Below are 22,689 nucleotides of genomic sequence, written 5' to 3'. Positions count from 1 at the left end.
GGGGTGGTGCCCCGCCGGGCGCGGCGCATCCGGTGTCGGGTGCGCCGCGCTGCGGCGGGTCGGGGCGTCCGGCCGTGGGGCCGGCAGGGGCGTCAGCGGCGGCGGGCGCGGGTGCGCTTCACCTTGAGCTCCTGGAAGCGGGGCGCGTCGCCCTCGCGGACCCGCTGCCAGGCCCGGCGGTAGAGCGCGGCGACCGGTTCGACCGGGACCAGGACGCCCAGCGGGGGCCTTCCGTCGGTGCCGAGACCGTACAGGGGAAGCTTCCACTGCTCGACCGGCAGGGTCGGCGACTGCATCTCGGCCCATCCGCCGGGCAGGAACAGCGAGCGTCCGGCCCGGCTGCGGTCGGCGGACACCACCAGGTCGGTGGCGGCCAGTTCGGCGCGGGCCGCCTTCAGGCGGGCCGGCTTCCAGCCCGTCCACCGCGCGGTGTTGCGGTCGGTGGGGTCGGGCATCGCCAGCAGGGCGAGGTAGAGGACGGCCGCGTCGGCGCCCAGCCCGTGCTCGGCGGCCACCTCCTCCACGAGGTCGGGCACCGAGCGGCTCGCGTCCTGCGGCCACCAGGTCCCGTCGGCGCCGGCCGTGCCCGCGGCAGGTGCGCCCGGGTCGGCGAGCAGTGCGGCGAAGCGCGGGTCGTGGGCGGTGCGCAGGGCGGCCTCGATGCGGGAGGGCTGCTGGTCCTCGCCCCGCAGCGCCGGCAGGTACGGGTCGGAGCCGGTGGAGTCGAGCAGTGCGGTGCGCACGGCGGGCTTGGGCCGGTCGTCGTGGGTGGCCATGACCACCGCGCCGTAGCGCTCGTACCCCTCCGCGGTCTCCGTCGGCGTGCCGGCCGCCTTCCGGAAGTCGGGGAGGCTGGTGTAGTGGGCGATCTCCATGAGGAGTTCGGGCGCCGCGAGCCGCTGGCGCACGGCGGTCAGGGCGGGCGGCAGGGCGGCGCGCACCGGGTCCCCGGCGGGGAGGCGGTGGGCGAGCCAGGCCGTCATGGCCACGGTGGACGTCAGGACCTGCGCGTCGAAGGGGTCGGTCGCCGGTTCGGCGGGCACGGCCTGGTCGCCCTTGACCGTCCACGGGACGTCGACGGACAGCTCGCGGGCGGCCGCCGGGTCGAGGACCGCGGCGAGGCTGCGGTGTGCGGGACGGCCGCCGCGTACGGCGCGTGCCGCCTCGGTGGCGAGCCATTCGGGCACGGGGGTGCGCCGGCCGACGCGCTCGTTCCAGACGCGGGCGGCTTCGGCCACGTCGGGGCCGTCGCTCCACAGCCGGGCCGGGTCGGCGGGCATCAGGGCGGCGACGACGGCGCGGCGGACGGCGTCGTCGACGTTCCTGAGCTCGTCGCGGGCGTAGGCGGCCTCGGCCGCCTTGACCCCGAGGGCGGTGCGCAGCTGCGCGGGCAGGAAGTTGCGCTCGTGGCTGTCGACGTACGGGAGGCCGGCGACGACCAGGCGGGCGAGCGTCCCGGACGTACCGGTCAGGCGGGAGAACTCGTCCGCGGCGTCCGGGTGGAAGGGCGCCGGGCCGTGTGCGTCGGCCGCGCCGAGCAGGGCGCTCAGCCAGCCGGCGTCCCGGGTCCGGTCGCCGAGGGGGGCCGCGCCGCGCACGGTGTAGGGCCCGGGGGCGGTGAAGGCGCCGGTGGGGTCGTGGAAGAGGGCGCCGAACTCGTGGCCGTCGGGCACCGACCGGCCGTGCTCGGTGAGGGCGAGGAAGGCTCCGCCACCGAGCGGCAGCAGGCTGCGGTGGTGGACGTTGCGGTCCCGGCCGTCGGGGCCGCTCAGGTTGCCGGCGCCGAGGTGCAGCAGGACGCGCCGCCAGGCTCCGGCCGAGCCCTGGGCCGAGTCCAGGCCGAGGGCGTCGATCTCGCGCAGCAGGCTGTGCAGGGCGGTCCGTTCCTCGTCGGTGACGCAGACGCCGGCCGCGCGGTAGGCGACGGCGGCGGGCTCGTCGAGGAGCTGCGTCCACCAGAAGGTGTAGTGGGGCAGCGCCGGCGTGTCGAAGTGGAGCAGGCCCGGGACCTGGACGGCGTCGGTGCGGGTGCGGGCGGCGCCGAGCAGGGTGAGGGTGTGGTGGGCGCCGTCGTGGTCGCCGCCCCAGCGGTGGGCCGCGGAGCCCATGAGGCCGTTGACCGCGCTGCCGAACAGCCGGTCGGAGGGGCCCTGCTCGCGCACGGCCGCGGTGGCGGTGCCCCCGGCGAGCCGGGCGGCGACCCGGTCGAGCGCCTTCTGCTGGGTGAGGGTGAACTGCAGGATCTCGACGATGCCGCCGATCAGCCTGGGGTCGGTGACCTGCGGCAGGGCCGCGCCCACCAGCTCGGGCAGGTCGGCTGCCGTGGCCGCGGTGGCGGCCGCCTTCAGCAGCCCGGCGACGGTGTCGCGGTCGGCGGCGCGCAGGGCGGCCGAGCCGTCGAGGTCGCGGGGCCGCAGGGCGTACCAGTGCGACAGCGGCGGGTGGTCCACGCTCTTCGTGCCGAAGGTGTTGTGGTGGCGGCGGTGGTCGCTGTCGGACTTGTTGGTGACGACGCCGTCCGGGTCGCTGATCTGGAGGTCGCGCCACTGCTGGGTGAGCGCGCGCGGCCGGTCGTCGCCGGGGAAGGCGAGGGCGGCGACGGGGGTGTTGTCCGTGGCGGGCCGGGTGACGGTGCGGCCTGCGGTGTCCGTGCCCTGCCAGCCGCGGCCGGGGACGCGGACGGTGCGCCAGCCGAGCAGCCCGTCCACGGGGGTGCCCAGTGCGGAGCCGGGTACGGAGGGGGTGGGCCGCAGCCAGCTGTGGCCGCCCGGGCGGGAGTCGGCCGGCATCCCGACGAGGGCGTCGGCCAGGAAGGCGGGCTGGGAGAGGCGCCCGTAAGCGGAGCCGACGGGGTCGTACTCGCGCCAGCCGGACTCCTGGCCCGTGTCCCGGTCGTGGTTCTGCCACACCCAGTAGGAGACGCCGTCGGAGACGACGGCCCGCTCCGCGGGGAGCCGGGTGTCGCCGCGGTGGAGGACGCCGCCGCCGGTGGTGCGGCCGCCGCCGGGCAGCGGCAGGGAGATGTGGTCGCTGCGCAGCGACCAGTAGTTGCGCTCGGAGCCGAGGCTGAAGACGGTGCCGGGCGAGCTGTGCCAGTAGCCCTGCGTCTCGTTCTGCTGCCAGCTGCTCCAGAAGACGAGCAGTTCGCCGTCGACGTAGTGGAAGCCGACGCGGTGGTGGCCGCTGCCGTTCGGGACCCGCAGGTCGTGCGTGAGCACGGTGGAGTCGGCGTCGATGACGCGGACCTGGGTCTGGTTGGCGACGATCAGGTAGGGCCAGGCCTCCATCACGGTGAGGTCCTGGCGCTGCCGGTCGGGGCCGAGCTCGGCGAGGGCGGTCTCCCAGGCCGGCCAGGCCAGTTCCTCGAAGAGGCCGCCGCGCAGGGTGCGGGTCATGGTGGCGGCGAGGTCGGCGGCGGCCGCTTCGGCGACCTCGTCCCGGGCGAGTTCCAGGGCTTCGGCGGGCAGCCAGGTCAGGCGCCGGATGGCGTCGGGGACCTCGGGCAGGCCGGCCACCGTGGAGGCGTTCGCGACGCGGCGCATCCAGGTGGTCAGCAGGGGGCGTCCGCCGGGGGCGGCGGCGATCCGCCGGACGTCCTCCGCGGAGCCCTCGCCGAAGTTGTCCAGTGCCTGGTGGAAGGCGGGGTGGAAGCGCGGGTCGGCGCCGAGGGCGAGCAGGTCGCGGCGCTGGTCGCCGTCGGCCCATTCGGAGAGGTTGAGCGCGCCGTGCCGGCCGTTGCCGTTCTTGGCGACGGGGTCGGCGACGGGGATCTCCAGCGCGAGCAGCAGGTCGAGCAGGTCCACGTCCTCCAGGCCGATGCGCAGGCCCGTTTCGCGGCCGGGCGCGGAGAGTTCGGCGCGCAGCTGCTCCGCGGAGCGTTCGACGACGGTGACGAGGGTGGGCAGGGGCCGGCGGCGGCCCCAGCCGGAGTGGCGGGCGGAGTGGAAGCGCTCGAGCCAGCCGGCGGTGCCGTCGGTGCAGCGCTCCTCGGCGGGCAGGCCGCCGTCGGCGAGGCCGGCGGTGGCGCCGGACTCCTCCAGGATGTCCAGCCACAGGTCGCTGAGCTCCCCGTCGCCGCCGCTCGGCGGAGTGAGCCCGAGGAGGGTGCCCCGTACGGCGGGGACGCGGCGGGCGAGCGCCACGAGTGCGCTGCGGTGGGCCTTCCACCAGCCGTGGGCGGCGCGCAGGGTGGCGGGCAGGGGCAGGAGTTCGGCGAGGTAGTCCTGCTCGGGCTCGGTGCCGGTCAGGCCGGCCGCGCGGGCGAGGCGGCGCAGTTCGGTGGCGGCCTGGGCGGAGGGCGGCAGGCCTCCCGCGGTGCGGCGGACGCACAGCCGGCGGAAGCGCTCGTAGGCCTCGGCCGGGCTGACGCGGACGGCGAGTGCCTTGCCATAGCCGCTGAGGACCTTGACCGGCAGGGCGCCGGCCAGCGCGAACTCGAGGAAGACGGCGTCGAGCCGGTCCTCGTCGACGGCCAGGCCGTTCTGGGCCTCCGCCGTGCGGGCGCGGCCGAAGAGCTGGGCGGCGTAGGTGGTGTTCTCGACGGCGAGGAAGATGCGGGCGGCCTGCTCGTGGAAGAGCGGCAGGAAGTGCGGGACGGACGCGGCGAGGCGGTCGGCCAGCTCGAGGCAGGCGTCGAGGGCGAACTTGGGCTTGGTCTTGGCCTGCTGGGCGATCCGTTCCAGTTCCGGTACGACGGCGAGCGCGTGGTGGCCGTCCTCGGGGTGGTGGACGAGGATCCATTCGGGGAAGCCGAGGGCCTGGCGCCGGCTCAGGCCGACGACGGGCGGCTCGGCCTCGTCGCGTACGAGTCCCAGGAAACCGGCGGCCAGGTCCTCGGCCGCGCCGAGCTCGGCGGGTGCGAGGCGGACGACGACGCGTCCGTCGCCGAGGCCGGGGTGGCGGTAGGTGCGGGCGGTGAGGTCGACGGCGGTGGCGCCCGCGCCGTGGGTGCCGCTCGGGAGGACCGCGCCGGCCTTGAGAAGCAGTTCGGCCGCTTCGGCGGTGTTCACGGTGTCGGTGTTCATCTCTGCGTCTCTCAGGTTGGTGCTCACGCGTCCCGGCCCTCCTCGATCTTGCGCCCGGCGTAGAGTGCCGCGGCCATCCGCATTCCCTCGGACCAGGCCACCGGTCCGACCTTCGTCAGCCGTACCGACCGGCCTTCGTCGTCGTGCCAGGTCAGGGATCCGGTGGTGGTCTCGTCCTCGTAGTAGGGCTCGCCGATCCACACGGCGGCCTCCACGGCCCCGCCGGCGCCGGTGTCGCGGACCTTGCAGGTGGCGTAGCCGCCGGAGACCCGGTATCCGAGGGAGGTCGCGCGGGCCGCGAGGCCGAAGCGGGTGGGGAAGACCCCGCCCGCGTAGTCGCGGACCTCGGTGGCGGTGGGGGCCAGGTCGGCGGGCTTGATCCAGGTGGCCCGGTGGATCTGCTCGACGCGCTGCTCGATGCCGAGCTCGGCGGCGAACTCGCGGACGTCCTCGAGGTCGGGCAGGAGCACCGGGTGGGGCAGGGTGACCGTGCGCGGGGAGAGCCGCACGGTCTCGCCGTCGAGGTTGACCACCTTCAGTTCGCCGTCCGCGGTGGCGTCCCGCAGGAAGCCCACCTCGTCGGGGTCGTCACCGACGACGGCCAGGTCGCGCAGGGCGTTCTGCCAGGCCTCGTCGGGCCAGACCCGGGCGAGCAGTTCGGTCGGCACCGGCAGGGAGGACACCATCCAGCCGTCGACCTGGGCGACGCAGGCGTCGGCGTGCCGGTCGAGCCATTCGGCGAGCCGGCGCAGCCGGTCCACCTCCGGATGGTCCTTCAGCGCCTTGGGCAGGGACTTCAACTGCCTTCCCGCCGCGCGGCCGGTGACGGACCTCGCCGCCACCCGCCCTTCCACCAGGGCGATCTCGTACCCCTCGCCCGCCGCCAGCCATGCCATCGGCCTTGCCCCTCCGCCTGTCCGTACTGGGTGCGCGCAGCTCTGACAGGGGGTCCGGAAGGGCCCCTGAGCTGCGGTATGCGGGGAGACTAGCGAGCCCCACTGACAACGCCGCCCGGAGGGGCCTCCGTAGGTCGATTGTCCGGTTCTGGGTAGGCTTTCCCGGACAGTGTGCGGAGCGGTACCGGCTCGGGGTGGGGTTATGGGACGTCAGATACGTGTGCCGGGTGCGGTCCTAGCGGCCGTGCTGCTGACCGCCGCGGCGGCGGGGTGCTCGACCGTGGGCGCGCCAGGAGGGCCGGACGCGAAGGCCTCGCCCTCCGGGGCGGTTTCGTCCGGCGCGCCCTCCCCCGCCGCTCCGCCGGCCGGGGCCCCTGCGGGCGGCGCGGCGGGGGACGTGCTGCCCGGGATGGCCGACACGGCGGCCGCGCGGACCCGGCTGGCCGCGCTGAAGGTGGCGCCGGCGGGCACGATGGCGGGCTACAGCCGGGCCCGGTTCACCCACTGGGCCGAGCAGGGCGGCAAGTGCGACACGCGCGAGACCGTGCTGAAGCGGGACGGCAGGGACGTGGCGCAGGACGCCGAGTGCCGGGCGGTGTCGGGGACCTGGAAGAGCCTGTACGACGGGGTCGTCGTCACGGACGCGGGGAAGATGGACATCGACCACATGGTGCCGCTGGCCGAGGGGTGGCGCTCGGGGGCGTCGGGCTGGGACGCCGCCCGGCGCAAGGCCTTCGCCAACGACCTGACGCATCCGCAGCTGCTCGCGGTCACCGCGTCCTCGAACCGGTCCAAGGGCGACCAGAGCCCCGACCTGTGGCAGCCTCCGGACCGTGCGAGCTGGTGCCAGTACGGCCGGGCCTGGATCACGGTCAAGTCCTCCTACGAGCTGACCGTCACCGAAGCGGAGAAGAAGATGCTCACCACGATGCTGGACACCTGCGCCTCATGACGGGAGCGCACGGCGGTGGGGCCGGGCCGTGGCAGGACGGTGTGCTCGCCGGACCGGGCGGTGCCATGACCGACGAGGTCGGAGTCATCACCGGCCCGCTGACCCTGCGGACCACGGCGGCGGACGGCGGGCTCGCCCGCTTCGACGTCCAGTACGAGGACGCCGACGAGTGGTACACGCTCACGGGCAGCCCCCGGCCCCATCACGGCCGCCCGGCCGCCCTGCACGCCGCGGCCCTCGCCGCGATCCGCGACGGCGGCGGAGCCTGCGCCCCCGGCGCCGCCCCCGCCTGACCCCCGGTGGTCCCGCAGGCGTCCGGCGGGGGGGTCAGAGGACGGCGATGCCCAGGGGTCTGGTTCCCGCCGGGAGGCGGCGGGTGGCGTCCGTGCCGAGGTCGACGACCGTGATGCCGTCCCAGTGGCCGTCCCGGGTGTGGCCTCCGGTGACGTACGCGGTCCTGCCGTCCGGGGAGACGGCCACGTCCTCGTGCGGGCCCTGCAGCGGGACGATCCGCTCGGTGCCGTCGGCCGAACGCACCGTCAGCGAGGGCCCCTTCCCCTCTCCGGGGCGCACCGCCCCGGTGCCGACGACCAGGAGGCCGCCGTCCGGGGTCGCCACGGCGCCGTGCTGGTGGGTGTCGGCGGTCATCGTCTCGATCGCGGTGCGCCCGGTGCGCGGGTCGACGACGGCGAGCCGCTCGCCCTCGAAGGGCAGGAGCAGTTTCCCGTCGGAGGCGCGGACGACCGTGTAGTGCGGCTTGAGCCAGGAGGCCGTCCCGCCCTCGGTGCCGTAGGGGGCGACCTCGATCCGGCGGAGCCGGAGGGTGTCGGCCCGTACGACGGTGACGTCGAAGGAGTCGTGCCCGGTGACGTAGACCTCGGTGCCGTCCCGTGACACGTCCACGTCGAAGGGGCGCCGGCCCACCGGTACGGCGGCCGTGACCTCGCGGGTGGCGGTGTCGACGACCTCCAGTACGCCGTTGCCGCCCGGGACGTTGACCCCGACGTAGGCGCGCGTGCCGTCGGGCGAGAGCGCGATGCCCATGCCGCCGCCCCGGTACTCGCCGTCGGTGACGGGGCCGGTGACGGTGCGGTGGGGAATGCGGGCGAGGCGCTGCCGGGTGCGGGTGTCGACCACGGCGACGCCCTCGGCGGTGGCGACCCACGCGCGTCCGTCGGCTCCGACGGCCAGGGCGTAGGGGGCCCGGCCGACGGTGACCGAGCCGGTCGCGCCGCGCCGGGGGTCCACGAAGGTGACGGTGTCGGCGCCGGAGTCGGCGATCAGGAGCGTTCCCCGCGGGGTCGGCCCGGCCAGGGGCTGCGCCGCGGCGGACGGGGCCGTGCCCGGCGCCGCGGCGGGGGGCTCCGCGCCGTCCCGCGTGCACGCGCCGAGCAGTAGGGCGGCGGCGAACACGCCGCAGGCGGTACGGGTGGCCCGGGCGCGGCGGTTCACCGGCCGGCCCCGCCCTCGGGGCGGGCCGCGTCCAGGAGGAGTCGGTCGTGCGCGTTCATGGTGTCCCTCTCGGCTCCGGGTCGGAGAGGGCCCGTGTGCTCCGCCCGCTCCCCCGCCTCCAGGCTCGCGGCGGCCGAGGGGGTGGCCGGTCCGCCGGGCGGACACGGCCGGCGGGCGCAGTGGTGGACGGCGGGGTCGGCCGATCGGCCGATGGGGGGACGGCCGGGTCAGGCCTCGTACTCGGTGAGGTCGATGAGGTGGATCTGCACGGCGTGCCCGTGGCGGGGGTCCGTGGTCTCCCGTGCGGGCTCCATGCCGAGCTTGCGGATCACGTTCGCCGAGGCTTCGTCGCCCACCCGGGCGATGGCGACGACCCGGTCCACACCGCGGTCCTGGAGGGCGAACTCCAAGGTGGCGTGCGCGGCCTCCGAGGCGTAGCCCTGGCCCCAGAACTGGCGGCCCAGCCGCCAGGTGATCTCGATGTCGCCGGGCGCGTCGGGCAGGTACTCGCACACCGAGAGGCCGACGGCTCCGATGAGCTCGCCGGAGCCGAGGAGCTCGACGGCGAAGACCCCGAAGCCCTCCTCGTCCCACTCCTCCTCCCACCGTTCGATGTCCTCGGCGGTGCCGTCCAGGCCGATGGCGGAGCCGTCGCCGGTCCAGCGCATCACGTCGGGGTCGGCGTTGATCTCCGAGAGGGGGACGAGGTCGTCGTCGGTCCAGCGGCGGAGGAGGAGTCGGGGGGTGCGGATCTCGGTCATGCGCCCATCCTGCCGAAGCCTGCGGGGACGGCGGTAATCGGCCGGGTCGGTGGTCGGCGCCCGACGGCCGGCGGTCGTGGTGGCGATCGACCGTTGCGGTGGTGTTGCGGGTTCGTGGCCATGCGCGCGGGAAGGTTCCGGCGGCCCGCCCCGGACCAATACGGTCCGTCGGGAACCTCGACCAAGGAGTGCCCCCGTCATGCCCTTCGATCTGTCGGACGAGAGCCGCTACGACCGCACGCGCCTGCGGCAGTGGGCCCGCGGCCGGGCCCGCTCGGCCGGTGTGGACCGCCGTGACCTGCTGCGTCTGTTCGCCGCGGGAGCGGCGGCCGGTCCGCTGGCGGTGGCCGCGGGCGGATCCGCCGCGGCCGCCGGGACGCCCGCGCCCGGGGCCGCGGCAGCGCCCGGCATCGTCAAGGCGCTGCCTCCCGAACTGTTCACCGTCCGCGGCACGAACGCGGAGACGAACTTCACGGCGCTGCGCGGCACGGGCCCGCTCACCCCGGTCGACCGCTTCTTCGTGCGCAACCACACCTCGACGCCGCGGATCGACGCCGACGCCTGGCGGCTGACGGTGTGGGGCGACGGGCTGACCGGCGGCCCGGTGGACTTCTCCTACGACCGGCTGCGCGCCCTGCGGCCGGTCGAGCGGACCCTGTTCATCGAGTGCGCGGGCAACGGCCGCAGCTTCTACACCACGCAGCAGGGGCAGCAGGTCAGCGGCACGTCCTGGACCCTGGGGGCCATCGGTGTGGCGCGCTGGCGCGGCGCCCGGCTGTCGGACGTCCTGCGGCTGGCGGGGGTCGGCCGCGGGGCGGTCGACGTGCTGCCGCGCGGGCTGGACGACGCGGTGGTGGCGAACGGGGTGGACCTGGGGCGGGTGCGGCGCCCGCTGCCGGTCGCGAAGGCGCTGGACGACGTCCTGCTCGCCTACGAGATGAACGGCCGGCCGCTGCCGCCGGACCACGGCGGCCCGGTGCGCCTGGTCGTCCCGGACTGGGTGGGCATCGCGTCGATCAAGTGGGTGGGCGACATCGAGGTGAGCGACGAGCCGCTGTACTCGCCGTGGAACACCGACATGTACCGGCTGTTCGGGCCCGAGCACCCGGCGCAGGGCAGCGCCCCGCTGACCCGGCAGTCCCTGAAGAGCGCCTTCGAGCTGGAGCTGGGGGCGACCGTCCCGGTGCACCGGACCCGGCTGCTGACCGGGCGTTCCTGGTCGGCCGCGGCCGCGGTGACACGGGTGGAGGTCAGTACGGACGGCGGCGGGCGGTGGCGGACGGCCCGGATGCACGACGCGCCGCGCCGGGGCGGCTGGGTGCGCTGGTCGGTGCCGTGGACGCCGCGGGCGACGGGTGCGACGGCTCTGCTGGCCCGGGCGACGGACGCGACGGGGCGTACGCAGCCCGAGCGCGCGGTCCACAACACGCAGGGCTACCTCTTCGACGCCGTCGTCCGCCATCCGGTCACGGTGGTCTGAGCGGGCGTCCCCCGGCAGGGCGCGGGACGGCGGCGCGGTCAGTCGGTCGGGGTGGTGACGCTGATCGCGTCGAGCTTGCCGCGCAGGTAGGCGTGGGAGTCGACCGGGTCGTGGACCACCCGGCCGATCGGGGCGGGCAGGGACTCCACCCGGGTGTGGGCGTCGCACTCGTAGAAGTAGACGAGGGAGATCAGCTCCTCGGACGGGGTGTCCGCGGGCGGCGGCAGCACCCGGTGGCGGCCCGCCCGCCACCGGTCGCCGGTCCAGCGGGCCATCAGGTCGCCGATGTTGACGGTCAGCGCCCGCGGGTCGTAGGGGGCGTCCTGCCAGCCGTCGGCGTCGGTGTGGATCTGGAGACCGCCCGCCCCCTGTTCCCGGTCGAGGACGGTGACGGTGCCGAAGTCGGTATGGGCCCCGATGCGGAACTGCCCGGGCAGGGGTGGGCCCACGGTGTCCGTGCCGGGGTACCGGTTGACATTGAAACCCCAGGTGGGGTGTGAGGTGTGGCGTGTGAAGTGGTCTTCCGGGAGCTCCAGGGCGGACGCCAGGAGTTCCAGCAGCTCGTCCGAGAGGGCCCGCATCAGGCCGAGGTACTCCGTGACCAGGGGCTTCAGCTCCGGCACCTCGGCCGGCCAGGCGTTGGGCCGGAACCACTCGGCATCCACCGAGGGCACCCCGGTGGGCTCGTCCGCCGCCCAGGACCAGGACTCCTTCAGGTCGGGGGGCGAGGCCGCGCCCTCGGCGTAGCTGTTGGCCTCCGCTCCGGGGCCCAGCCAGCCCCGCTCGCCGACGGTGACGGCGTAGCGCTCCTTCACCGGTGTCGGGAGCCGGAAGAACTCCCGCGACGCGGCGCGGATCCGGGCCGGCAGATCGGGGTCCACACCGTGCCCGGTGACGAGGAGGAAGCCCGCCGCGCGCAGGGCCTCGTCGACTCGGCCGGCGGTGCGGGCGCGGGCCTGCGGGGGGCCGGACCGCCACGGCCCGAGATCGATCACGGGAATCCGGGAAGCGCCCATGGGCCCTGCCTTCCGAGGCGGTGCGGTGGTGTCCGGGATCCGAGGCTATCGCCGGTCCCGCACGCCGGGGATGAACGCGGAGCGTGCTTTTCCGTCCACTCTGTGCGCCCGTACGCCGTCGCTGGCGCGAAGATCGTCAGGATACGTACCAGAATGAGTAGGGACGGGTGCCCCAGGGACGGAGCGAGCTGTGGAGATTTCGACGCGGGAGGTCTTCGGGGCTCCGTGCTGGGTGAGCCTGATGACCCGCGACCTCGCGACGGCCCAGCGCTTCTACGGCGAGGTGGTCGGCTGGCGGTTCCGCCCGGCCCGGCTCGGCGAGGCCTTCTCCGTGGCCTTCCAGGACCGGGTGCCGGTGGCCGGGATCGGGGCGCTGGCGGCTGACCTCGCCGTGGCCGCGGCATGGACGCCGTACTTCGCGGTCGACGACGCGGACCTGGCGGTGGACCGGATCCGGGAGCGGACGGGCACCATCGCGGTGGGTCCCGTCTCCTTCGACTCCGGCGGCCGCGCCGCGCTCGTCGCCGACCCCGACGGCGCGGTCTTCGGCATCTGGGAGGGCGACGTGGCGGCGGACTGGCGGGTGGGCAAGGGCCCGGCCCCGGCCTGGCTGGAACTGCGCACCCGCAACGCCCTCGACGCGGCCATGTTCTACGGCGCGGTGCTGGAGTGGGCGACGGGCCGGGCCGGCTGCTGCGAGGTGTCGTACGAGGAGGACCAGGTGGTCCTGCGGCAGGACGGCGAACCCGTGGCCCGGCTGAACAGCGGGCCGGTCGAGATCGCCTCGTACTCCCCGCACACCCGGCCGCGCTGGCACGTCCACTTCCGCGTGCCCCGGCTCCGCCCGGCGATCGACGCGGCCGTGGCCCTGGGCGGCCGCGCGGTGTCGGAGGTCACCGCCAACGCCATGGAGCGGTGGGTGACGCTCCGCGACCCGGACGGCGCGCTCTTCACCCTCACCACCTCCGTCGGGGCGGATTCCGCGGCCGACTTCGGCTGAGGCGCGGGCCGCGGGCTCGTGGCCGCGAGGCGCGGGCCGCGGGCCGGGGATGCAGGACGCCGTGGATCACCTGCGGGGGCCCTTCGAGATGCGGGGGCGCGGCAGTGCTGGTTCGCTGATTCCGCCCGTTCTCCCCCACAGATCCGAGGAGCGATCGATGAGTGCTTCAGGCGAGTCCCGCGGCCGGTCCCAGCAGTTGCGCGCGAAGGCGCAGGAGCTCAGCGCGGCCGCCGAGCGGTCCACCGACCCGGAGGAGCGCCGCCGGCTGCAGGACAAGGCCCGACGGCTGCAGGAGCAGAGCGAGACCGAGCGCCGGATGGACGACCGGGGCATGGACCCGATGTAGCCGCGCCCTCCCGTGACGCCTCCCGTGACGCCTCTCGGGCGTCACGGGAGGCCGGGAGGCCGTCGCCTGCCCGCTCAGAGGCGTACCTTCCATTCGACCGTGGAGCTCAGGGTGCGCCGGGTCTCGGGGTCCCGTACCGACGGGGTGCGGTCCTCCGCCGTGACCGACAGCCGGTGGGTGCGCAGGTCGAACAGCCACAGCTCGGCCACCGCGACCTCGGTGCGGCCCTGGAAGCGCTTCAGCTCCCGCCCGTCCAGGTACCAGCGCACCACCGGCTGCCTGCCGTCCGCGCCGTGCAGCCGGGGCACGGACACCTTGGCCTTGTGGCGCAGCCGCAGGGTGCGGTCCGTGGGGGTGAGCGCGGTGGTGAGCCGTGCGTGCTGGTAGAAGCCGCCGATCATGGCCTCGACGCCAGGCAGGTTGAAGGGCTTGCCCAGGGTGCGCATGAGGGAGCTGTCGGTGGGCCGGTGGAGACCGGTCACGTAGTAGTTGCCGCCCTCGTAGGCGCCGACCGTGCCGCCGTCGGGCGACTGCTCGCCGAGCCAGCGGTGCCATTTGGTGCGCCGCTCGGCCATCAGGTCGGCGGTGAGGGTGGAGCTGTTGGAGTCGGCGGGCTCGGGGCCGGTGTACCGCTCGTAGTCGGGGACGCCCGGGTAGAAGTACTCGTCGGCGAGCTTGCCCAGCGAATGGCCCGTCTCGTGGATGGCGACCTGGCCGGACTTGGCGTGGCCGGCCGAGGCGGTCGATATGCCCTCGTAGCCGAGGGTGGTGCTGCGTTCGTTGTAGCCCGCGCCGCCGTACTTGGCGCTGTTGGCGAGGACGACCACCAGGTCCGCCTCGGGAGCCTTGGCGACGTACGCGTCGACCTTGGGCTGGTCGATGCAGAGCAGCCGCTCGATCTCGCCGCACCAGAAGTACGAGCCGAGGGCGGTGTCGCGGACGGTCGCGGGGTCGGGATCGCCCGAGACTCCGGACTCGCGGGAGACCGCGTCGACCGTCCAGACGTTGAAGAGGTCCCGGTAGGCGGTGTACGGCTCGACGGAGGTCAGCTCGGCCCACTTCTGGCGGGCGTCCTCGTGGAAGCGGGGCAGTTCGCCCGCGGTGTAGCCGTCGCCTATGACGACGACGTCGAGGCGGTCCGCCGTGGGTCCGTTGTCGACCGTCTTGGTGACCGTCCCGTCGGCGGCCCGGCCCGACTCCGACAGCCGGCCCGAGCTCTTCGCGGGGCTCCCCGCCGCCGGGACCAGCACGTGGCCCGATCCGGCTTCCGTGCCCTGCTCCGGGCCCGGGATCTCCACCTCCACGCGGGCGGGGGCCGCCGGGGTGCCCGCGGCGTCGGCCGTGCCGGCCGGGCCGACGGCCACCAGCGCGGCGGTCGCGCAGACCATCGCGAGGGCGGCGCGCAGCGCCGGGCGTCCGCCGCCCTGGCGTCTGGCTCGATGCATGAAGTCCTCCACAGGGAAAGGGAGTTAAGCAGTTCGCTAAACGCATTGAATCGGCTGCTTAAATTAGGCGGCGCACGGGAGGTGCGCAATGGCGTACTCCGGCTGAATACTGGGGAGTTCGAGCAACCGAGGGGATTCCATGGACGAACCGGGCGAGATCGGCCGCCGGGTGCAGCGCATGCGCGTCGAACGCGGCTGGACCCAGAAGCAGTTGGCGCACCCCTCGTACACCTCCGCCTACGTCTCCACCCTGGAGGCGGGCAAGGTCCGCCCGTCCGAGACGGCGCTGCGCTTCCTCGCGGCCCGCCTGGGCACCTCGTACGAGGAGCTGGCCACCGGCCGGCCCGCGCACCTCGCCACCGAGCTCCGGCTCGCCCTCACCGACGCCCAGCGGACCCTCGCCACGGGCGCGGCCGACGAGGCGGCCGCGTGCTACCGCGGGCTGCTGGCCCGCGCGCAGGAGCTGGAGCTGGTCCCCGAGCAGGCGCAGGCCCGGCTGGGGCTGGGCGACTGCGCTCTGGAGACGGGTGAGCTGCCCGAGGCGATCGCGCACTTCGAGGAGGCCGAACGGCTGCTCGCCGACGAGCCGCTCCCCCGCCGCGCCCGTCCGATCCGGGGCCGGGCCGTCGCCCACCTGCTCTCCGGTGAGCTGCGCTACGCCTGCTACCTGCTGGAGTCCGCCATCGACGAGCTCGGCGCGAGCGGTCTGGCGGATCCCGACGCGCTGGTGCTGCTGCACGCCGCGGTGATCGGGCCGTACATGGACATGGGCGCCCATGCCCGCGCCTCCCGCGCCGCCGAGCTGGCACTGGCGCTGGCTCCGCAGGTCGGCGATCCGGCGCTGGTGGCGGGCATGCACCGGCAGGTGGCCCGGACGTTCCTCGCGGAGGGGCGGATCGCCGACGCGGACGCCTCGCTCGCCAGGGCCCAGGAGATCTACGGGCAGTTGCAGCTGCGGACGGACCTGGCGCACTGCCACTGGATGCGCGGCTACGTACAGGCCCAGAACGGCGAGCTGGTCTCCGCGGAGCGGGAGCTGCGCACGGCGCGGGACATGCTCTCGGCCCGGCGGGCCGGTCTCTTCACCGCGCAGGTGGAGGTGGAGCTGGCCGATGTGCTGCGCCGGCTCGGCCGCCGGGAGGAGGCCGCGGGACTGCTGTCGGCGCTGCTGGGGGCGGGCGGCGGTCTCGGCGCCGTGCACGCGGGCGGAGCGCACCGGCTCCTCGGCCTGATGGCCGAGGAGCGCGGCGCGCAGGAGGCCGCCGAGGAGCACTACGTCCAGGCGCTGGCCCTGTTGGAGCGCAGCGGCGCGAGCGGTGATCTCGCCGACCTGTGCCGTCTGCTGGGGGACCTGCTGCGGCGCACGGGCCGGGTGGAGGCCGCGATGGACGCGTACCGCACGGGCCTGGGCCACCGGGCGGCGCCGGGGACCACCACGCTGGGTCCGGCCCCGGCGGCGCCCGCGTTCCGGACCGCCCGGGTCAGTGGTTCTCGGTGGGGCGCAGGTCCCGGGGAATGAGCGCCCAGGTCGTGGCCGCCGCGGCGACGGCGAGACCGCCGGCCAGCAGGAACGCCGGGGTGATCGCCAGGGTGTAGGCGTGCGAGGCGGTGTCGAGCAGGGCCTGGCCCACGGCGCCGCCGATCCGGTCGGCGGTGTGCGCGGCCTCGCCGACGGAGTCGCGCACGGCGGCCGCGGTGGGGCCGTCGAGGTCGAGGGCGGGCAGGTTGCCCCGGTAGAGCGCGGCCGCGGTGGAGCCGAGGACGGCGACGCCCATGGCCGAACCGAGTTCGTAGCAGGTCTCCTCGATGGCGGCCGCGCTGGAGACCTCGGCGGCGGGCGCCGCGGAGACCAGCGTCACCGAGGCGACCGTGGTCGCGAGGCCGGCGCCGAGCCCCATGACGGTCAGGGCCGTCGCGAAGGCGGGGTAGCCGAGGTCGGTGAACTGCTGGAGCGTCCAGGGGAGGGCCATGCCCGTGGCGAGGACGACCAGTCCGGCACCGAGCACGTGGCGGATGGCGAAGCGCTGCATCAGCGAGGGCGCCACCATCGACGCGGCGATCAGCGCGAGCGGGGCGGGCAGCAGGCGCAGCCCGGCCTCCAGCGGGGTGTAGCCCTCGCCGTACTGGAACCACTGGGTGACGAGGAAGAGGATCGCGCCCATGCCGACCATGGGCAGGAAGATCGCGGTGGCCGCGACGCTGAAGGCGGGCGAGGTGAACAGCCGGACCTGGAGCAGGGGGTTGGCCACACGCAGCTGGCGCCGGACGAAGAGGGCCAGGGTGACGGCGGCGACCAGGAGCAGGGTCCAGGGGAGCGGGTCGGCGACGCCGCTCTTGCCGAGCTGCTTGATACCGCCCGCGAGGGCGAGCATGCCGACGACGGACTGGCCGACGCCCGGCCAGTCCCAGCCGCCGGAGCCGCGCGGGGCGCGGGACTCGGGGAGGTAGCGCAGGCCGGCCGCGACGATGACGGCGGCGACCGGCAGGTTGAGCAGGAAGGCGGAGTGCCAGCCGAAGTCCTGGACGAGGAGGCCGCCGACGACCGGCCCGAAGGCCATGCCGCCTCCGAAGACGGCCGCCCAGACGGCGAGGGCGAAGGCGCGCTCCTTGGCGTCGGTGAAGACGCTGCGCAGGATCGAGACGGTGGACGGCATGATGGCGGCGCCGCCGACGCCGAGCAGGGCGCGGGCCGCGATCACGTGCCAGGCCTCGGTGGCGAACACCGCCATGAGGGAGGCGGCGGAGAAGATGCCGAATCCGGCCATGAGCAGCCGCTTGCGCCCCCACCGGTCACCGAGTGCTCCGGCGGTGACCAGCAGGCCGGAGAGGGCGAGCGCGTAGATGTCGATGATCCACAGCTGCTGGACGGCGCCCGGCCGGAGGTCGCCGACCAGCGAGGGGAAGGCCACGTTCAGGATCGTGGTGTCCATGGAGATGAGCAGGAGACTTCCGGAGAGGATCGCCAGGACGATCCACCGGTGAGGGGCCTGCGCGGGGGTGTGCATGGGATTCCGTTCGAGTGTGTGCACGGGTGGGGAGCCGATCAGGGCTCGGGGGGCGTCCGCCGGGCGCCGGCGGGCGCGTCCGCCGGGGGGCGGGCGAGCGGGGGCTGCGCGGGGGGCGCGGGCGGGCGGGTGCCGCCGAGGAAGGACGTCAGCACGAGGTGGCCGATCTGGCGGGGGGCGAGGTGCCCGTCGCGCACGCCTTCGGCGGCCGCGTCGAGCAGGCCCCAGAGCGAGTACCAGATCCAGTACGGCGGGAGGTCCTGGCGCAGCCGCCCGAGCCGCTGCCCGAGGGCGAGGAAGGCGAGTGCCCGCTGGTCCTGCCGGTCCACGCCGGCGCGGAACTCAGGGTGCGCGAGGACGGTGGCGTCGCGCGAGGTGAATCCGTACAGGTGCGCCGCGGGGATCAGGGCGACGACCAGCTCCTCGACGGCGGCGTCGAAGGCCGCCGCGTCGGCGGTCCGGTCCAGGTCGAGCGGTGCGAGGCAGCCGTCGACGACCTCGATCGCCCGGACGGCGACGGCCTTCAGCAGGGCCTCGCGGGTGGCGTAGCGCCGGCTGAGCGTGGCGCGGCTGGTCCCGATGCCCGCCGCGATCTGCACCATCGACGCGCTGTGGTCGCCGGCGAGGATGCGGGCGGCGCCGTCCAGCAGTTCTTCTTCACTCATCATTGCGCGAGCCTCCTTCGCCTCGAACGATACAAGTTTGTCTCATTCGAAGCAAAGCAGAGTCACTTCTCGCGCGTTATTGAAAATGGGCGTCGTTTTCATATACTGGGGCCATGGCACGCAACGAAGTACGCCCGATCGTCAGGCTCCGCTCGACCGCGGGAACCGGCTACACCTACGTGACCCGCAAGAACAGGCGAAACGACCCCGACCGCATGGTCCTGCGCAAGTTCGACCCCGTGGTCCGCCTCCACGTCGACTTCCGCGAAGAACGCTGACCCCTCCCCTCCTCGGACCACCCCGCCCCCGGGTCGCGGCTCCCGGCGTCACACGGCCGGTTCCTCCCGCTCCCCGGGGGTGCGGGCGCGGGCGCCCGAGCGGGTGCGCGCGGCGGTCTGGGCCCGCCGGGGATGACGGCGCACGTACTCGTGCTCCAGCTCGTTCATCCGCTTGGTGTGGGTCACCAGCGCGTCGTCGGACCCGTGCAGCAGGGTCTCGTGGCGCGTGCGGTGGATGGCCTCCAGCTCCTTCAGGAGCCGGCCCTCCTCCAGCTTCCGCGCGTTCGGGCCGCCGTCGTGCTCCGTCATGAACGTGCACCTCCTCCACCGGGGCGGCGGGGTCCCGTTCTCCTCCGCGCCCGCCCACTCCATCATGCCCCGCACTGCGCGCCACGGCCCGGACGACGGCCGTGACGGCCTCGTCGGCGCTGGTCCTGGTGGTCTCCGCCGGCACGTCCGGCGCGCTGTTCACGGCCACGTTCCTGCTCCAGGACGTGCAGGAGCCGGGCCCGACGGCGGCGACCCCGCGGGTGCTGCCGCTGACCGCGCTGATGGTGGCGGGGGCGCCCGTTGCCCGGTACGCGGGGGTGGTGGGCGGTCTGGAGCAGACGGCGATGAACGTCGGCCCGTCCCCGGGCATCGCGGTCGCCGCGGGCGCCGGGATGCGGGGGGGCCTCCCTGACGGCGCCGGCCGCGCCGGCCGCCGTGAGCCTGGTCGCCGCGTCACTGTTGCCGGGCGGCGCGCGCCCGGCAGTTTCGGGAGACGGCGTCGGCGAAGGCGAGGGCCGGCGGGGCCAGCGAGCTCCAGCGGCGGGCGGCCCAGCCGACCGCGAGGGACGGCAGGGCGGGGACGGGCACCAGGCGCAGCGGGCCGCCGGAGCCGGGGACCTGCCAGCCGGGCAGCGCGGGCACGAGGGCGTGCCCCAGGCCTAGTTCGGCGAGCAGGAGCGCGGTGTCCCAGTCGGCCGCGCTGGTGTCGGAGCGGATCCGGATCCCGGACTCGGCGAGCGCGGCGTCCAGATGGGCGCGGGACGCGGAGTTCTCGGGCAGGCGGATGTGGCGGATGCCGGTGAGGTCGGCGGGTGCGAGCTCCGTACGGGCGGCCAGCGGGTCCTCGGCGCCGACCGCGAGCACCCAGGGCAGGTCCATGACGGGCCGCTGCTCGATGCCGCGCACCGGGGATCCGATGGTGATCCAGGCCAGGTCGAGGTCGTCGGCGGCGAGGGCGTCGAAGCAGCTGCGGCTGGAGTTCTCGGTGTGGAACTCCAGGCTCACCCCGGGGTGGCCCCGGCGGAAGGCGACGACCGCCTCGGACATGAAGTGGCGCACGGTCGTCGCGCCGGTGGTGACGCGCACGGTGCCGCCGCCTCCGCGCACGAGGTCGCCCACGCGGCGCAGGGCGCCGTCGATGCCCGCGATCCCGTCGGCCGCGGCGGCCTGGACGATCCGGCCCGCCTCGGTGGGGACGACCCCGCGCGCGTGGCGTTCCAGGAGGGCCGTGCCCGTCTGCCGCTCCAGACGGCGGACATGCTGGCTGACGGCGGACTGGGTGCAACCGAGGTCGCGGGCGACGGCGCTGAGGCTGCCGGCACGGCAAACGGCAACGAACACACGGAGGTCGTCGAGAGTCACAACACCCAAGGTATTCCTTGGAGGTGGGGAGTAAACCGGAGGATTGACTTGGATTTCGGGGTGGATCAAGATCGGTGCAGGGCCCGGGCGGCAACCCGTCCCCGCCACTGCCACGGGGTCCGGACCCCCGGCGGAGGCGTGGACGGGTGCCGACCCACCACTGTCGTCGGGAAACCGGTCGGAACACCACGTGCAGGGCGGGAGCAGCCCGCTCCCGACCCGGGGCCGGCTCAGACCCGGTGCGGGCGGGAGGAACCGGCGTGCGGGACGGTCACCGTGAGGGTCGGGGGTGCCGCGGCGGACCAGGTGTGACCGCACGGCTCGAAGGCCAGCAGCACCGGCCGGCCGGCCCGCTGGCGCCAGGAGATGCGCTGCGGGGAGCCTTCGCACACCGGGCAGCAGGGCAGCGGGCCCTGCTCCGGCGGGCACCCGGGGGCGGCCGCGAGCGGTGTGGCGTGCGGATCGCGCATGGGGGCTCCCTGGTCGTGCGGTCGGACTGATCGCACTGTGTCATGGACGGGCGCTCGTCCGCACGGGCGAATCATCCAGTGTTCCGGCTGGTCAGGGGGAGGGACCTCAGGAAGATTCCGGTCATCGGGCGGGCACTTGGGGATCAACCGCTCCCGCTGCCCGCCGCCACCAGGCCCGATTCGTAGGCCGCGATCACGGCCTGCGCGCGGTCGCGGACGCCCAGCTTGCCGAAGATGCCGGTGATGTGGTTCTTGACCGTGGAGACACTGATGTCCAGGTCCACGGCGATCTCGGCGTTCCCCCTGCCCGTGGCCATGAGCCGCCAGATCTCCACCTCGCGCGGGGTGAGGTCGGCGGGGACCGCGCCGGACCGCGGCACCGGCACCGCCGGGGTGCGGACGTAGGCCGAGATCAGCCGGGTGAGCAGGCGCGGTGCGACGGCCGCCTCGCCCCGGTGGACGATGCGGACGGCCGCGCCCAGTTCCTCCGGCGAGATGTCCTTGGGCAGGAATCCGTACGCCCCGGCGCGCAGGGCCGCCACCACGTACTCGTCCATGTCGAAGGTGCTCAGGGCCAGTACGCGGGTCTCGGGGAGGAGCCGGGCGAGTTCCTCCGTGGCCCCGACCCCGTCGAGGACGGGCATGCGGATGTCCATGACGACCACGTCGGGGCGCAGGCTCCGGGCGAGTTCCACCGCCTGCGCGCCGTCCTCGGCCTCGCCGACGACCTCGAACTCCGGGTCGGGGCCCAGGATCAGGGCCAGGCCGCGCCGCACCAGCGGCTGGTCGTCGGCGATGAGCACTCGGATCATCGGTGCCGTTCCTCTCTCCCGCCCGCCACCGCTCCCGGTACCGGCAGCGGGATCCGGGCCGCGACCCGGAAGCCGCCGCCGGCCGCCGGTGCGGCCTCCAGGGTGCCGCCCTGGAGGGCGACGCGCTCGTGCATGCCGATCAGACCGTACCCGGAGCGCGGCGCGGTCCGTACGGCCGGCTGCCGGGCTCCGGTCCCCTCGTCGCGGACCTCCACGGTGACCTCGTCGCCGGCGTAGCAGATCCGTACGAGGGCCCGGGCCTCCCCCGCGTGCTTGCGGGTGTTGGTCAGCGCCTCCTGGACGACGCGGAAGACGGTCAGGCCGACGGACGGGGGCAGCGGGCGGACCTCGCCGTCCACGGTGAACACCGTCGCGGTGCCTGCCAGCCGGGCCTCGGTGACGAGCCGGTCGAGGTCCTCGACCCCGGGCTGGGGCGGCGCGGGCGTGTCCTCCGGCTCCTCCCCGGCCCGCAGGACGTCGAGGAGCCTGCGCATCTCCCGCAGGGCGATGCGTCCGGAGTCCTCCAGGGTGACCAGTGCCTCGCGGGCCGCCTCGGGGTCGTACGCCAGGTTGGCCCGCGCACCGCCCGCCATCAGCTGCATGGTGGTGACGTGGTGGGCGACGATGTCGTGGAGTTCGCGGGCGATCCGGCGGCGCTCGGCTGCCACGGCACGGTCGGCGAGGAGCAACCGGTGCGCGTCGGCCTCCCGTTGCCGGTGCTTGACCGCCACGGCGGCGCCCACGGCCATCAGCGCGGCGAGCGCGTTCCCGGCCAGGCCCCACCAGCCGAACGGCAGCGGCCAGCCGTCCTGGCCGAGCGGGACCAGCGGCACGGCCGCGGCGACCGCCACGGCGGCGACGGCGGGTCGGGCGAACCGGACCACCGAGTAGAGGGCGACCACCAGGCTCAGTGGGAAGTGGGGAGCCTGCGGGGTGCTCAGGTTCACCGCCACCCCGAGGGCCAGTACGGCGGCGAGCACCGGCACCGGGTGGATCCGGCGGGCGAGCAGCGGCAGGGCAGTGACCACCACGAACAGGGCGGCCGGGACACCGAGGGCGGTGCCTTCGGTGAGGGACCCCAGGGAGAAGCCGACGAGGTCGATCGTGCCGGCGGCCGCCGTCACGAAGGCGTCGCCGCGCGTCCAGGGGGTCCGGTCCCCACCGGGTACGGGTCCGGGTGCGGCCCCGGGTCCCGGTACGGGTGCTGCCCCGTGCGCGGTGCCCGGGCGCGTGCCCTCTGTCGTACCCGCCCGCGCTTCCGTTCCCGTTCCTGGTCCCGTTCCCGCGCCCATGGACCCGCCCCTCCCCCGGCGGCCGCCGCTCCCGGCCGGTGCCGGGGCGGACGCACCGCGCCCTCCGGTGATCCATTCTCGCAGCGCCGTCCTCCCGTGGCGCCGGCCCCCGGGCCGGTCCCGGACCAGGACCAGGGTCCTGGTCCGGGGCGGGGCCCGGACC

General features: G+C 75.1%; 20 protein-coding genes. 7 read left to right on the top strand and 13 right to left on the bottom strand.

Features of this window, described 5'->3' with window-relative positions:
• Positions 1 to 92 precede the first annotated feature (92 nt).
• Entirely contained in the window at positions 93 to 5,051 is a 4,959-nt protein-coding gene (locus ACPU2J_RS34005; RefSeq protein ID WP_423834788.1) for a DNA-binding protein, read from the bottom strand.
• Positions 5,048 to 5,920 (bottom strand): DUF4132 domain-containing protein, encoded by an 873-nt coding sequence (locus ACPU2J_RS34000; RefSeq protein ID WP_423834787.1) that lies wholly within the window; start codon positions 5,918 to 5,920, stop codon positions 5,048 to 5,050. Before ACPU2J_RS34000 ends, ACPU2J_RS34005 begins: the two co-directional genes overlap by 4 nt.
• A gap of 409 nt (positions 5,921 to 6,329) precedes the next feature.
• Here ACPU2J_RS34000 and ACPU2J_RS33995 point away from each other — a divergent pair, with 409 nt between their 5' ends.
• Entirely contained in the window at positions 6,330 to 6,872 is a 543-nt protein-coding gene (locus tag ACPU2J_RS33995; protein WP_423834786.1) for an HNH endonuclease family protein, read from the top strand.
• The gene (locus tag ACPU2J_RS33990; protein WP_420078204.1) at positions 6,869 to 7,165 is read left to right on the top strand and encodes a hypothetical protein; all 297 of its coding nucleotides are present in this window, start codon (positions 6,869 to 6,871) and stop codon (positions 7,163 to 7,165) included. Before ACPU2J_RS33995 ends, ACPU2J_RS33990 begins: the two co-directional genes overlap by 4 nt.
• A 34-nt stretch (positions 7,166 to 7,199) precedes the next feature.
• On the opposite strand, the gene ACPU2J_RS33985 is transcribed toward ACPU2J_RS33990, so the two are convergent.
• Both ACPU2J_RS33985 and ACPU2J_RS33980 read right to left on the bottom strand, forming a co-directional pair.
• Positions 7,200 to 8,324: a YncE family protein gene (locus ACPU2J_RS33985; protein ID WP_423834785.1), complete on the bottom strand. Its 1,125-nt coding sequence runs from the start codon at positions 8,322 to 8,324 to the stop codon at positions 7,200 to 7,202.
• A 227-nt stretch (positions 8,325 to 8,551) separates the two neighbouring features.
• Complete coding sequence (locus ACPU2J_RS33980; RefSeq protein ID WP_391343088.1) at positions 8,552 to 9,085, bottom strand: GNAT family N-acetyltransferase; 534 nt, start codon at positions 9,083 to 9,085, stop codon at positions 8,552 to 8,554.
• Positions 9,086 to 9,284: 199 nt separating this feature from the next.
• Here ACPU2J_RS33980 and ACPU2J_RS33975 point away from each other — a divergent pair, with 199 nt between their 5' ends.
• Positions 9,285 to 10,565 (top strand): sulfite oxidase, encoded by a 1,281-nt coding sequence (locus tag ACPU2J_RS33975; RefSeq protein WP_423834784.1) that lies wholly within the window; start codon positions 9,285 to 9,287, stop codon positions 10,563 to 10,565.
• Positions 10,566 to 10,603: 38 nt separating this feature from the next.
• On the opposite strand, the gene ACPU2J_RS33970 is transcribed toward ACPU2J_RS33975, so the two are convergent.
• Positions 10,604 to 11,581: an isopenicillin N synthase family dioxygenase gene (locus ACPU2J_RS33970; protein ID WP_420078208.1), complete on the bottom strand. Its 978-nt coding sequence runs from the start codon at positions 11,579 to 11,581 to the stop codon at positions 10,604 to 10,606.
• A gap of 241 nt (positions 11,582 to 11,822) precedes the next feature.
• Here ACPU2J_RS33970 and ACPU2J_RS33965 point away from each other — a divergent pair, with 241 nt between their 5' ends.
• Together ACPU2J_RS33965 and ACPU2J_RS33960 are read left to right on the top strand one after the other, a co-directional pair.
• On the top strand, positions 11,823 to 12,581 hold the full coding sequence (locus ACPU2J_RS33965) for a VOC family protein (protein WP_420082272.1): 759 nt from the start codon (positions 11,823 to 11,825) through the stop codon (positions 12,579 to 12,581).
• Between the two features lie 157 nt (positions 12,582 to 12,738).
• Entirely contained in the window at positions 12,739 to 12,927 is a 189-nt protein-coding gene (locus tag ACPU2J_RS33960; RefSeq protein ID WP_361607413.1) for a DUF6381 family protein, read from the top strand.
• A gap of 74 nt (positions 12,928 to 13,001) precedes the next feature.
• Here the strand turns inward: ACPU2J_RS33960 and ACPU2J_RS33955 are convergent, their stop codons facing one another.
• Positions 13,002 to 14,372, bottom strand: coding sequence for a M64 family metallopeptidase (locus ACPU2J_RS33955; protein ID WP_420078209.1), 1,371 nt, complete (start codon positions 14,370 to 14,372; stop codon positions 13,002 to 13,004).
• Positions 14,373 to 14,511: 139 nt separating this feature from the next.
• Here ACPU2J_RS33955 and ACPU2J_RS33950 point away from each other — a divergent pair, with 139 nt between their 5' ends.
• Entirely contained in the window at positions 14,512 to 15,891 is a 1,380-nt protein-coding gene (locus ACPU2J_RS33950; RefSeq protein ID WP_361607418.1) for a helix-turn-helix transcriptional regulator, read from the top strand.
• Here ACPU2J_RS33950 and ACPU2J_RS33945 read toward each other — a convergent pair.
• A complete protein-coding gene (locus tag ACPU2J_RS33945) occupies positions 15,854 to 17,377 on the bottom strand; it encodes an MFS transporter (RefSeq protein ID WP_423834783.1) in 1,524 nt (507 codons plus the stop codon). The genes ACPU2J_RS33950 and ACPU2J_RS33945 overlap by 38 nt on opposite strands.
• Before the next feature lie 38 nt (positions 17,378 to 17,415).
• Positions 17,416 to 18,045 (bottom strand): TetR/AcrR family transcriptional regulator, encoded by a 630-nt coding sequence (locus ACPU2J_RS33940; RefSeq protein WP_423834782.1) that lies wholly within the window; start codon positions 18,043 to 18,045, stop codon positions 17,416 to 17,418.
• Positions 18,046 to 18,155: 110 nt separating this feature from the next.
• Between ACPU2J_RS33940 and rpmG the strand changes: the two genes are divergently transcribed.
• Complete coding sequence (gene rpmG, locus ACPU2J_RS33935; RefSeq protein ID WP_420078212.1) at positions 18,156 to 18,320, top strand: 50S ribosomal protein L33; 165 nt, start codon at positions 18,156 to 18,158, stop codon at positions 18,318 to 18,320.
• A gap of 48 nt (positions 18,321 to 18,368) precedes the next feature.
• On the opposite strand, the gene ACPU2J_RS33930 is transcribed toward rpmG, so the two are convergent.
• From ACPU2J_RS33930 to ACPU2J_RS33910, 5 genes are all read right to left on the bottom strand, one after another.
• Positions 18,369 to 18,629 (bottom strand): DUF6158 family protein, encoded by a 261-nt coding sequence (locus ACPU2J_RS33930; protein WP_361607430.1) that lies wholly within the window; start codon positions 18,627 to 18,629, stop codon positions 18,369 to 18,371.
• Between the two features lie 414 nt (positions 18,630 to 19,043).
• Entirely contained in the window at positions 19,044 to 19,952 is a 909-nt protein-coding gene (locus ACPU2J_RS33925) for a LysR substrate-binding domain-containing protein (protein ID WP_420078213.1), read from the bottom strand.
• A 230-nt stretch (positions 19,953 to 20,182) separates the two neighbouring features.
• Entirely contained in the window at positions 20,183 to 20,422 is a 240-nt protein-coding gene (locus tag ACPU2J_RS33920; protein WP_420078214.1) for a hypothetical protein, read from the bottom strand.
• A gap of 143 nt (positions 20,423 to 20,565) precedes the next feature.
• A complete protein-coding gene (locus ACPU2J_RS33915; RefSeq protein WP_420078215.1) occupies positions 20,566 to 21,234 on the bottom strand; it encodes a response regulator in 669 nt (222 codons plus the stop codon).
• Positions 21,231 to 22,358 carry a sensor histidine kinase gene (locus ACPU2J_RS33910; RefSeq protein ID WP_420078216.1) on the bottom strand — a complete coding sequence of 376 codons (1,128 nt, stop codon included), beginning with the start codon at positions 22,356 to 22,358 and terminating at the stop codon, positions 21,231 to 21,233. The genes ACPU2J_RS33915 and ACPU2J_RS33910 overlap by 4 nt, the downstream gene beginning before the upstream one ends.
• Positions 22,359 to 22,689 lie beyond the last annotated feature (331 nt).

It is taken from the genome of Streptomyces manipurensis (assembly GCF_049570255.1).
GTDB classification, from domain to species: domain Bacteria; phylum Actinomycetota; class Actinomycetes; order Streptomycetales; family Streptomycetaceae; genus Streptomyces; species Streptomyces manipurensis.
This window is presented reverse-complemented; position numbering and strand designations above follow the sequence as displayed.